Consider the following 11,252-nt stretch of genomic DNA (forward strand, 5'->3'; position numbering starts at 1 on the left):
CCGCGCGATAATCGAACGCGGGGCCGCGGAATGCGGGGAAGCTCGGACGTCCCGGTACGCACGCCGTCGAGCGCGGTCCACTCCACACAACCGGTGAAGGACATGCACTCATGACGACGCCCACGATCGAGCTCAAGCCGTCCGCGAACCCGCTCGCCGCCGCGGAGCGCGAGGCGATCCTGACCAGCCCGGGATTCGGCCGCCACTTCACCGACCACATGGTCACGATCAAGTGGACCGAGGGCCGCGGCTGGCACGACGCCGAGCTGGTCCCCTACGCGCCGCTGTCGATCGACCCGGCGAACATGACCCTGCACTACTCGCAGACGATCTTCGAGGGCCTCAAGGCGTACCGCCAGCCCGACGGCACGGTCGCGACCTTCCGCCCCGAGGCCAACGCCGAGCGCTTCCAGGCCTCCGCCCGCCGGATGGCGATGCCCGAGCTGCCCACCGAGCTGTTCATCGCCGCCTGCGACGCCCTGGTCGAGCAGGACCGCGCCTGGGTGCCCTCCTCCGGCGAGGCCTCCCTCTACCTGCGGCCCTTCATGTTCGCCAGCGAGGTCGGCCTGGGCGTCCGCCCGGCCAACGAGTTCCTCTTCATGGTGATCGCCTCCCCGGCCGGAGCGTACTTCCCGGGTGGCGTCAAGCCGGTCTCCGTCTGGCTGTCCGAGGACTACGTCCGCGCGGTCAAGGGCGGCACCGGCGCGGCCAAGACCGGCGGCAACTACGCGGCCTCCCTGGTCGCCCAGGCCGAGGCCGCCTCGCACGGCTGCGACCAGGTCGTCTGGCTGGACGCCGTCGAGCACCGCTGGATCGAGGAGATGGGCGGCATGAACCTGTACTTCGTGTACGGCGACCGCATCGTCACCCCGTCCCTCACCGGCTCGCTGCTCCCCGGCATCACCCGCGACTCGCTGCTGACGATCGCCCGCGACCTCGGCTACACCGCCGAGGAGGGCCGCATCTCCACCGAGGACTGGAAGCGCGACAACGAGAACGGCACCCTGACCGAGGTCTTCGCCTGCGGCACCGCCGCCGTCATCACCCCGGTCGGCTCGGTCAAGTCCAAGGGCGCCGACTGGACCCAGGGCAACGGCGAGCCCGGCGAGGTCACCATGAAGCTCCGCAAGGCGCTCCTCGACCTCCAGACCGGCCGCTCCGAGGACGCCCACGGCTGGATGCACCCGCTGGGCTGAGCCCCTGCGGCACCGACGACGACGGGAAGGGCCCCGCGCACCGTGCGCGGGGCCCTTCCCGTTCGTGGCCCGAGGCCTGCCGGCGCCGTGCGCCGGACCGCTCAGCGCCTGCGGTCGCGGCGCTTGCGGGCGCCGCCCCGGCCGCTGCCGTCCGTCAGCACCGACATCACGGCGTCGCTGCACAGGTACATCACGCCTGCGATCCCCCGCACGACCTTGCCCAGGACCAACGCTGCCTCTTCCATGCCACTCCACTCCCCGTGCCGGCCGCGTCAGTCGACGGCGGCCGCGATCTTCCCGGTGGGCCCCGCAGCCGTGGCCGCCCCCCGCCGGATGGTCAGTGCCGCGTAGACCAGACCGCCCGACAGCCCCGACAGGATGAAGCTGCAGTCCACTCCGCCGGTCAGGGCCAGCAGCGGCCCCTCGTACAGCGGTGTCGACACGGCGGCCAGGCCCACCGCGGCGCCCAGCGTCCAGGACGCGGTCGCGCGGAGGTTCCACCCGGCTCTGTACCAGTAGACGCCGCCGCGGGCCCTCCGGTTGAACACCTGGAGCGCTTCCGCGTCGTAATTCCCGCCGCAGCGCACGTACCCGATCAGGGTGATGACCGCCCACGGGGTGCCGACGGCCGTCAGCAGCAGCACGAACGAGGTCATCGCCGACTGGGCGTCCCAGGCGAACGAGCCGAGGAAGACGAACGCCGTGGCCACGGCGGCGGCGATGACGGTGGCACGGGTCCGGGTGGTGCGCGGGAGGATCGCGTCCAGGTCCAGGCCCATGGAGTAGAGCATCAGCCCGGCGTTGCCGACCGACCCGGCCGCGGCCGCGAGGAACAGCGGCAGCAGGTACCAGCCGGGGGAGGCCGCCACCAGCGGACCCGCGTAGTCCGCCCCGGCGCCGGCGGCCAGTGCGGTGTACGTGCCGAACAGCTGCGGGACCAGCAGGCCGACCAGCAGGCCCAGGCAGGTGGCCCGGTAGACCTTCCGGGGGCTGTGCACCTTCGGGGAGACGTACCGCGTGTAGTCGCCGAGCAGGGTGATGAACGCCACCGGCCCGCTGAGCCCGGCGGCCACGGCCGCGAGGAACCAGGTCGGCCAGAACGAGCCGAGCAGGTAGCCGCCGGTGTCCGGCGGGGCGGCCGTGGTGAAGTCCCCGGCGTACGCGAAGACGCCTACGGCGAGCAGCACCAGCATGGCCACCGACAGCAGCCGGCTCATCCGCAGCAGCAGCCCGTACCCGAAGACCGCCCCGACCACGGTGCACGCCGCCAGCAGCCCGTACGTCACGCCGCGGGTGGTGGCGTCGTCCGGCAGGCCGGTGAGCCGGGACAGCACGCCGGCCATCACGTCGCCGCCGATCCACAAGGTGAGCGCGGTGTAGCCGAGGGAGAGCAGCAGGCCGACGACCGAGCCGACGAGCCGGCCGCGGACGCCGAACTGGGCTCCGCTGGACGTGGAGAGGTTGGTGGCCGTGCGCAGGGAGACGAGGGCGAGCGGCGCGGTGAACGCGATTCCCGCCACCGTTCCGGCGACGATCGCGGTGACCGAGGGCCACAGGCCGAGCCCGAAGGAGGGCGGCAGCCAGCCGAAGACGATCACTCCGAGACAGAGGTTGGAGCCGAGGAGGATCGATATCAGGTCACGCGGACCGCTGGTCCGCTCCGCCTCGGGGATCGCGTCGACTCCGCGCTGTTCTCTGGGCACAGGGGGCTCCTACCGGGCAACGGGGATTTGAGTGACACTCAATGTGACCTGTTCTGGTGGTCCCGGTCAATCGTTCCGTGCAAGGAAATGAAGAGTTAGAGTGATGCTCTAACCAGATGACGGGAAGAGTGGTGGATCGTCGTGCGGCCGACCCCACGGAGCGCGACCGGCTCCTGCTCTTCAGTGCTGCCCAGCCGGCCCGGGCACGCCGGGCACATGGCCTGAACCGCCTGTACTTCCTGTGAATCCCGTAAGGACCGCGACCATGACCCACCCCGCCGGCACCCCCGCCGCCGAAGGCTTCCGCATGCCCCCCGAGTGGGCTCCCCACGAGCGCACCTGGATGGCCTGGCCCAGCCCCAACCCCACCTTCACCGACGACGCCGAACTCGCCGCCGCCCGCGAGGCCTGGGCCGCCGTCGCCCGCGCCGTCCGCACCTTCGAGCCGGTCACCCTGGTCGTCTCGCCCGGCGACGCCGACGGCGCCCGCGCCCTCGCCGGCGCCGGCGACGGCCACCCGCTCACCGTCGTCGAACGCGAACTCGACGACGCCTGGATGCGCGACATCGGCCCCACCTTCGTCACCGACGGACAGGGCGGCCTGGCCGCCGTCGACTGGACCTTCAACGGCTGGGGCGCCCAGGAATGGGCCCGCTGGGAGAACGACTCCAAGATCGCCCGGCACGTCTCCGACCTCGTCGGCACCCGCACCTTCAGCACCCGCCTGGTCAACGAGGGCGGCGCCATCCACGTCGACGGCGAGGGCACCGTCCTCCTCACCGACACCGTCCAGCTCGGCGAAGGCCGCAACCCCGGCTGGACCCGCCGGCAGGTCGAGGCCGAGATCCACGCCCACCTCGGCACCACCAAGGCCATCTGGCTCCCGTACGGCCTCGCCGGCGACTACGGCACCTACGGCACCCAGGGCCACGTCGACATCGTCGCCGCCTTCGCCCGCCCCGGCGTGGTCATGGTCCACACCCAGCCCGACCCCGCCCACCCCGACCACGAGCGCTGCAAGTCCATCGCCGCCCTGCTGCGCGCCGCCACCGACGCGCAGGGCCGCCGGCTGGAGGTCGTCGAGATCCCCGCACCGACCGTGCTCGAAGAGGACGGCGAGTGGGTCGACTACTCGTACATCAACCACCTGCTGTGCAACGACGGCGTCGTGCTGTGCGCCTTCGACGACCCGCGCGACGAGGAAGCCGCCGAGATCTTCCGCGGCCTGTTCCCCGACCGGACGGTGACCCTCGTGGACGCACGTACGATCTTTGCCGGGGGTGGCGGTATCCACTGCATCACCCAGCAGCAGCCGAAGGTCTGACAGACGGAGGAGAAGGCCATGGCGGGTGGCGTGCGGGCGCGGAAGAACGCGCCGCCGCGCGAGGACGTGCTCGCGGCCGCCATGGCCACCATCGCCGAGCGCGGCCTCGACGGGCTCACCATGGCCGGTCTGGGCCGCGAGGTCGGCATGAGCAGCGGCCACCTCCTCTACTACTTCCGCAGCAAGGACGAACTCCTCCTCCAGACCCTGGAATGGAGCGAGGGCCGGCTCGGCGCCGAGCGGGGCGCCCTGCTCTCCCGCCGCGCCCCCGTCCGGGAGCGCCTCGCCGCCTACGTCGACCTCTACGTGCCCGACGGCCCCCGCGACCCGCACTGGACCCTCTGGCTGGAGGTCTGGAACCGCTCGCAGAACGCCGGCCCCGAGGAACGCGACCGGCAGTCCGCCATCGAAGGCGCCTGGCACCGCGACCTGGTCGCCCTCCTCGCCGAGGGCATCTCACAGGGTGAACTGCGTCCCGTGGACGCGGACCGCTGCGCCACCCGGATCCGGGCCCTGCTCGACGGCTTCAGCATCCAGCTCGCCGTCGGCCTGCCGGGCCTGCGCCGGGACCAGATCCTGGGCCACGTACGGGAGTTCCTCGCCGAGGCGCTCGGCCCGGACACCGCGCCGCCGGCCCCCTGAGTCCGGATGGCGAGACCGGATGCTGAGACGGCCCCTGTTCGCCGTGGACGGTGTGGCAGACTGCGGACCGTGCATGCGTTCACCATGATTATGGGAAGCAGCGCGCCGGTCCGCAGTGACCGCTGATCCGCGGAAGATCCCCGCGGCAGCGGCCACCGTGCCTCCAGACCCGCGCGCAGACCTCTCGCACCCGCGAGGGGTTTTTTCGTTTCCCGGCCCATCCTGCCGGGGGCGGGGAGCGCGGAGATGATGGGGGCAGGTGGATCCCGGGCATCCGGAGCCACTCATCCGACAGGAGTCAGATCAGCATGACGACAGAGGTCATCGACGACAGCTTCCATGTCTTCGACACCACGCTGCGCGACGGCGCCCAGCGCGAAGGCATCAACCTCACGGTCGCGGACAAGCTGACGATCGCCCGTCACCTGGACGACTTCGGGGTCGGGTTCATCGAGGGCGGCTGGCCGGGTGCCAACCCCCGCGACACCGAGTTCTTCGCCCGTGCGCGCGCCGAGATCGACTTCAAGAACGCCCAGCTCGTGGCCTTCGGTGCGACCCGCCGGGCCGGTGCCACCGCCGCTGAGGACCCGCAGGTCAAGGCCCTCCTGGCATCCGGCGCCCCGGTCATCACCCTGGTTGCCAAATCCCACGACCGGCACGTCGAGCTGGCCCTGCGGACCACCCTCGAAGAGAACCTGGACATGGTCCGGGACACCGTGAGCCACCTGCGCGAGCAGGGCCGCCGGGTGTTCGTCGACTGCGAGCACTTCTTCGACGGCTACCGGGCCAACCCCGAGTACGCGAAGTCCGTCGTACGCACCGCCCACGAGGCCGGCGCCGACGTGGTCATCCTCTGCGACACCAACGGCGGCATGCTCCCCGCCCAGATCCAGGCCGTCGTCTCCACCGTCATCGCCGACACCGGCGCCCGCCTCGGCATCCACGCCCAGGACGACACCGGCTGCGCCGTCGCCAACACCCTGGCCGCCGTCGACGCCGGCGCCACCCACGTCCAGTGCACCGCCAACGGCTACGGCGAGCGGGTCGGCAACGCCAACCTCTTCCCGGTGGTCGCGGCCCTGGAGCTCAAGTACGGCCGCAAGGTGCTGCCCGCCGGCTCGCTGGCCGAGATGACCCGCATCTCGCACGCGATCGCCGAGGTCGTGAACCTGACCCCCTCCACCCACCAGCCGTACGTCGGCGTCTCCGCCTTCGCCCACAAGGCCGGCCTGCACGCCTCCGCGATCAAGGTCGACCCGGACCTCTACCAGCACATCGACCCGGAGAAGGTCGGCAACACCATGCGGATGCTGGTGTCCGACATGGCCGGCCGCGCCTCGATCGAGCTCAAGGGCCGGGAACTGGGCGTCGACCTCGGCGGCGACCGCGCACTGATCTCGCGCGTCGTCGAGCGGGTCAAGGAGCGCGAGCTCAAGGGCTACACCTACGAAGCCGCCGACGCCTCCTTCGAGCTGCTGCTGCGCGCCGAGGCGGAGGGCCGGGCGCGCCGGTACTTCCGTTCGGAGTCCTGGCGGACCATCGCCGAGACCCGGCCCGACGGCACGCACGCCAACGAGGCCACCGTGAAGCTGTGGGCCAAGGGCGAGCGGATCGTCGCCACGGCCGAGGGCAACGGCCCGGTGAACGCCCTCGACCGGGCCCTGCGCACGGCGCTGGACCGGTTCTACCCGCAGCTCGCCAAGTTCGAGCTGGTGGACTACCGGGTCCGCATCCTCGAAGGCAAGCAGGGCACGGACTCCACCACCCGGGTCCTGATCTCCACGACGGACGGCCACCGCGAGTGGTCGACGGTGGGGGTGGCGGGCAACGTCATCGCGGCCTCCTGGGAGGCCATCGTGGACGCCTTTACGTACGGGCTGCTGCACGCGGGCGTGGACGCGCTGGAGTAGCCGCCCGGATCCCCCTGTCGACCCTTATGCCCCTTTCACTCCCGGAAAGTTCTGGTTCGGGTAGCGTCGAAGGTATGAGCGAGGGCAGGAGCGGGGTCATGAGGACGGGGACCAGGCTGATGTCCGTACTGGCCGGTCTGCTGCTGGCCCTGTCGGCGGCCGCCTTCACGGCGGCGCCGCAGGCGCAGGCGGCCACCGGGCCCGCCGCCGTGGCCGAGGCCCTCAAGGAGGGCCCGGTCTACGTCGATCCGCGCGCGGAGGCGCAGCTGCCCCCGGCGCAGGCGGACGCACTGGCCCGGAAGATCAAGGACGCCGGCAAGCCGGTGTTCGTCGCGGTGCTGCCGGCCGTGCCCGAGTACCCGGCCGCGAGCATCCTGCGGACGCTGCGGACCGAGACCGGGATCAGCGGCGTGTACGCGATCCGGCTCGGGGACCGCTTCAATGCCGGCGCCGACCCGGCCGTGATGCCGGTGAACGCGGTGCGGAACCTGACCGACGCCGTGAAGGCCGGCCCGCCGCAGGACGCCCCGGCCCAGCTGAACACCTTCGTCGACCAGGCCCTCGCCCAGGCCGAGGGCGGCGCCCCGGCCTCCTGGGGCACCACCGGCGGCGACGGTCCGGGCAGCGGGGTGCCGGTCGGCGGCCTGGTGGCGCTCGGCGCGGTGGCCGCGGTGGGCGGCGGCGGGGCGTACCTGCTGGTGCGCCGCAGCCGGCGGCAGAAGGAGGAGGCGGCCCGGGAGGCCGTGGACCGGCTGCGGGTGGTCGTCGACGAGGACATCACGGCCTTCGGCGAGGAGCTGGAGCGGCTGGACTTCCACCCCGGTGAGCCGGGTGCGGACGACGCCATGCGCGCCGACTACGAGCGGGCCCTGGACTCGTACGACCGGGCCAAGCAGATGATGGGGCGGGTGACCCGGCCCGACGAGGTGACGGGGGTGACCCAGGCGCTCGAGGACGGCCGCTTCGCGCTCGCGGTGCTGGCCGCCCGCCGGGAGGGCCGGCCGTTGCCCGAGCGGCGCGTGCCCTGCTTCTTCGACCCACGGCACGGTCCCGGCACCGAGGACGCGACGTGGTCCCCGGCCGGCGGGTCCGCCCGTACGGTGCCGGTGTGCGCGGCGGACGCGGTGCGGCTGCGCGAGGGCGGCGAGCCGCTGGTGCGCACGGTGGCCACCGAGAACGGGCCGCGCCCGTACTACGACGCGGGCCCGGCGTACGGCCCGTGGGCCGGCGGCTACTTCGGCGGCGGCATCCTGCCCGGGCTGCTGGTGGGCACGATGCTCGGTTCGATGATGAGCACCCCGGCCTACGCGTCGGACTTCGGCGCGGCCGGGACGGAGTTCGAGGGCGGCGACTTCTCCGGCGCCGACTACGACACGTCCGGCTTCGACGGCGGTTTCGGCGGGGACGGCGGCTTCGGCGGCGGCGGTGACCTCGGCGGTGGCGGCTTCGACGGCGGGGGCGGCTTCTAGCCGCCCCCGGGCCGGTGCCGTGCGGGTCAGGCCTGCTTGACGGCCGAGATGTCGAAGGTCAGCTTGACCTTGTCGCTGACCATCACGCCGCCGGTCTCCAGCGCGGCGTTCCAGGTCAGGCCCCAGTCGGAGCGCAGGATCTCGGTGCTGCCCTCGAAGCCGACGCGCTCGTTGCCGTAGACGTCCTTGGCGGAACCGTTGAACTCCAGGTCGATGGAGAGCGGGCGGGTGACGTCCTTGATGGTCAGCTCGCCGGTGACCCGGTACGCGGTGCCGCCGAGCTGCGCGGCCTCGGTGGAGCGGAAGCGCATCACCGGGAACTGCTCGGCGTCGAAGAAGTCGCCGCTGCGCAGGTGGTTGTCGCGGTCCGCGATGCCGGTGTCGATCGAGGCGATCTTCAGGTCGATGGCGGCGGTGGAGCGGGACGGGTCGGAGCCGTCGAGGTGCAGCAGGCCCTCGTGCTCGCCGAAGGAGCCGCGGACGTTGGTGACCATCGCGTGCCGCACGGTGAAGCCGATGCTGCTGTGGGCGGCGTCGATGGTGTAGTCGCCGGTCAGGGCGGCGAGCGCCGGGTCCGCCTCCAGGGTGGCGACGGCGCCGGCGGCCGGGGCCGTGGTGGCGGTGGTGGTGGCGTTGCTGCGGCGGGTGAAGAGGCCCATGACGTTCTCCTGGTGGGGTGGGCGGTCCGGAGGGGGGTGGACCGCTGTTGTTGAATGTTCAACGAGAACGACAGTAGAACCATTCCGTTCAAATTTCAACCTTCTGGTTCGGCGTGTCGCGAGATTTGTCGGAGGCGCACAAAGGACCTCCGTCCCAACTGGCGGGTCACATGTCCCGACCGCGGGTTCTGTCCGGCCCGGACAGCGGACGGGGCCGGAGACTGTTCAGAGTCGACGGAGGGATTCTCTAGGTCGTTTTCGTAAGGTCAGTACATGACCGTTGTGGATGAGACCCCCGGCGAGCCGACGGACGCTCGCGGCCGTGTGGCCGAGCTGCTGGCCCTGCGTGAGCAGGCGCGGCGCGGACCCAGTGAGCGCGCCACCGAGGCCCAGCACGCCAAGGGCAAGCTCACCGCCCGTGAGCGCATCGAGCTGCTGCTGGACGCCGGCTCCTTCCGGGAGGTCGAGCAGCTGCGCCGGCACCGGGCGACCGGCTTCGGCCTGGAGGCCCGCAAGCCGTACACCGACGGTGTGATCACCGGCTGGGGCACGGTCGACGGCCGCACGGTCTTCGTCTACGCGCACGACTTCCGGATCTTCGGCGGCGCCCTGGGCGAGGCCCACGCCACCAAGATCCACAAGATCATGGACATGGCCATCGCGGCCGGTGCCCCGCTGGTCTCCCTCAACGACGGCGCCGGCGCCCGTATCCAGGAGGGCGTCTCCGCGCTCGCCGGCTACGGCGGCATCTTCCAGCGCAACACGAAGGCCTCCGGGGTCATCCCGCAGATCTCCGTGATGCTCGGCCCCTGCGCCGGCGGCGCCGCGTACTCCCCGGCCCTCACGGACTTCGTGTTCATGGTCCGCGAGACCTCGCAGATGTTCATCACCGGCCCCGACGTCGTCCGCGCCGTCACCGGTGAGGAGATCTCCCAGAACGGCCTCGGTGGCGCGGACGTGCACGCCGAGACCTCCGGCGTCGCGCACTTCGCGTACGACGACGAGGAGACCTGCATCGCCGAGGTCCGCTACCTGATCTCGATGCTGCCGTCGAACAACCGGGAGAACCCGCCGGTCCACGAGTCCGACGACCCGGCCGACCGCCGCTCCGACGTGCTGCTCGACCTGGTCCCGGCCGACGGCAACCGTCCGTACGACATGCACAAGGTGATCGAGGAGCTCGTCGACGACGGCGACGTCCTGGAGATCCACGAGCGCTGGGCGCGGAACATCATCTGCGCGCTGGCCCGGATGGACGGCCAGGTCGTGGGCATCGTGGCGAACCAGCCGCAGTCCCTGGCCGGCGTGCTGGACATCGAGGCCTCCGAGAAGGCCGCCCGCTTCGTGCAGATGTGCGACGCGTTCAACATCCCGATCATCACGCTGCTGGACGTCCCCGGCTTCCTGCCGGGCGTGGACCAGGAGCACGGCGGGATCATCCGGCACGGCGCGAAGCTCCTGTACGCGTACTGCAACGCCACCGTCCCGCGGATCTCGCTCATCCTGCGCAAGGCGTACGGCGGTGCGTACATCGTCATGGACTCCCAGTCCATCGGCGCCGACCTGACGTTCGCCTGGCCGACCAACGAGATCGCGGTCATGGGTGCGGAGGGCGCCGCCAACGTCATCTTCCGCAAGCAGATCGCGGAGGCCGAGAACCCCGAGGCGATGCGCGCGCGCATGGTCAAGGAGTACAAGGCCGAGCTGATGCACCCCTACTACGCGGCCGAGCGCGGTCTCGTCGACGACGTGATCGACCCCGCCGAAACCCGCGAGGTGCTCATCAGCTCGCTCGCGATGCTCCGCAACAAGCACGCCGACCTTCCGTCCCGCAAGCACGGCAACCCGCCGCAGTAAGGAGACCTGCCACCTCATGAGCACTCCCGCTGACGCTCTGCTCCGCGTCGAGAAGGGCCACGCCGAGCCCGAAGAGCTCGCCGCGATCACCGCGATCCTGCTGGCCCGCGCCGCCGGCGGCCCCGCCGTCCCGGCACCCCGCCGCCGCTCCACCGCCGGCTGGCGCCGCCTGGAGCGCACCCCGGGGTTCCGCGCCCCGCACAGCTGGCAGGGCTGAGCCCCGCCGCCACCGGCACCCCGGAGGCCCCGCACCCGCGAAGGGTGCGGGGCCTCCGCCGTTGCCGGGCCGGTACGACGCGCCGGCGACGCGCCCTGGGACCCGTACGCCCGCACATGGCGAAGGCCCCCGTACTCCGAGGAGCCGGGGGCCTTCGTACCGTGCCGGGTGCCTACCGCAGTCGTGCCATGAGGGCGTGTTCGACGAGGGTGATGAGGGCGGATTTGGCGTCGGCGCGGTGGCGTGCGTCGGTGGTGATGATCGGGGCGTCGGGG

At 71.9% G+C, this 11,252-nt stretch carries 10 protein-coding genes and 1 pseudogene; 7 read left to right on the top strand and 4 right to left on the bottom strand.

The window, feature by feature from the left end; all coding sequences use genetic code 11:
- Positions 1-110 precede the first annotated feature (110 nt).
- Positions 111-1,196 (top strand): branched-chain amino acid aminotransferase, encoded by a 1,086-nt coding sequence (locus LG634_RS17655; protein WP_226734801.1) that lies wholly within the window; start codon positions 111-113, stop codon positions 1,194-1,196.
- 101 nt (positions 1,197-1,297) lie between these two features.
- On the opposite strand, the gene LG634_RS17660 is transcribed toward LG634_RS17655, so the two are convergent.
- Positions 1,298-1,441, bottom strand: coding sequence for a hypothetical protein (locus LG634_RS17660; RefSeq protein WP_226734802.1), 144 nt, complete (start codon positions 1,439-1,441; stop codon positions 1,298-1,300).
- Between the two features lie 27 nt (positions 1,442-1,468).
- Positions 1,469-2,899 carry a cytosine permease gene (locus LG634_RS17665; RefSeq protein WP_226734803.1) on the bottom strand — a complete coding sequence of 477 codons (1,431 nt, stop codon included), beginning with the start codon at positions 2,897-2,899 and terminating at the stop codon, positions 1,469-1,471.
- A 265-nt stretch (positions 2,900-3,164) separates the two neighbouring features.
- Here LG634_RS17665 and LG634_RS17670 point away from each other — a divergent pair, with 265 nt between their 5' ends.
- The 4 genes from LG634_RS17670 to LG634_RS17685 all read left to right on the top strand — a co-directional run bounded on the left by LG634_RS17670 (position 3,165) and on the right by LG634_RS17685 (position 8,244).
- Positions 3,165-4,223, top strand: coding sequence for an agmatine deiminase family protein (locus LG634_RS17670; RefSeq protein ID WP_226734804.1), 1,059 nt, complete (start codon positions 3,165-3,167; stop codon positions 4,221-4,223).
- A gap of 18 nt (positions 4,224-4,241) precedes the next feature.
- A complete protein-coding gene (locus LG634_RS17675) occupies positions 4,242-4,865 on the top strand; it encodes a TetR/AcrR family transcriptional regulator (protein ID WP_226734805.1) in 624 nt (207 codons plus the stop codon).
- A 308-nt stretch (positions 4,866-5,173) separates the two neighbouring features.
- Positions 5,174-6,775, top strand: a complete 1,602-nt coding sequence (cimA, locus tag LG634_RS17680) for a citramalate synthase (protein WP_226734806.1) — start codon at positions 5,174-5,176, stop codon at positions 6,773-6,775.
- Positions 6,776-6,873: 98 nt separating this feature from the next.
- On the top strand, positions 6,874-8,244 hold the full coding sequence (locus LG634_RS17685; protein ID WP_226734807.1) for a hypothetical protein: 1,371 nt from the start codon (positions 6,874-6,876) through the stop codon (positions 8,242-8,244).
- A 26-nt stretch (positions 8,245-8,270) separates the two neighbouring features.
- Here the strand turns inward: LG634_RS17685 and LG634_RS17690 are convergent, their stop codons facing one another.
- Entirely contained in the window at positions 8,271-8,903 is a 633-nt protein-coding gene (locus LG634_RS17690) for a YceI family protein (RefSeq protein ID WP_226734808.1), read from the bottom strand.
- Between the two features lie 273 nt (positions 8,904-9,176).
- Between LG634_RS17690 and LG634_RS17695 the strand changes: the two genes are divergently transcribed.
- Both LG634_RS17695 and LG634_RS17700 read left to right on the top strand, forming a co-directional pair.
- On the top strand, positions 9,177-10,760 hold the full coding sequence (locus LG634_RS17695) for an acyl-CoA carboxylase subunit beta (protein WP_226734809.1): 1,584 nt from the start codon (positions 9,177-9,179) through the stop codon (positions 10,758-10,760).
- 16 nt (positions 10,761-10,776) lie between these two features.
- The gene (locus tag LG634_RS17700; RefSeq protein WP_226734810.1) at positions 10,777-10,977 is read left to right on the top strand and encodes an acyl-CoA carboxylase subunit epsilon; all 201 of its coding nucleotides are present in this window, start codon (positions 10,777-10,779) and stop codon (positions 10,975-10,977) included.
- A 172-nt stretch (positions 10,978-11,149) separates the two neighbouring features.
- On the opposite strand, the pseudogene LG634_RS17705 reads toward LG634_RS17700, so the two are convergent.
- Positions 11,150-11,252, bottom strand: a pseudogene (locus tag LG634_RS17705) (ATP-binding protein); the annotation flags it as partial.

It is taken from the genome of Streptomyces bambusae, assembly GCF_020532645.1.
Lineage (GTDB): Bacteria > Actinomycetota > Actinomycetes > Streptomycetales > Streptomycetaceae > Streptomyces > Streptomyces bambusae.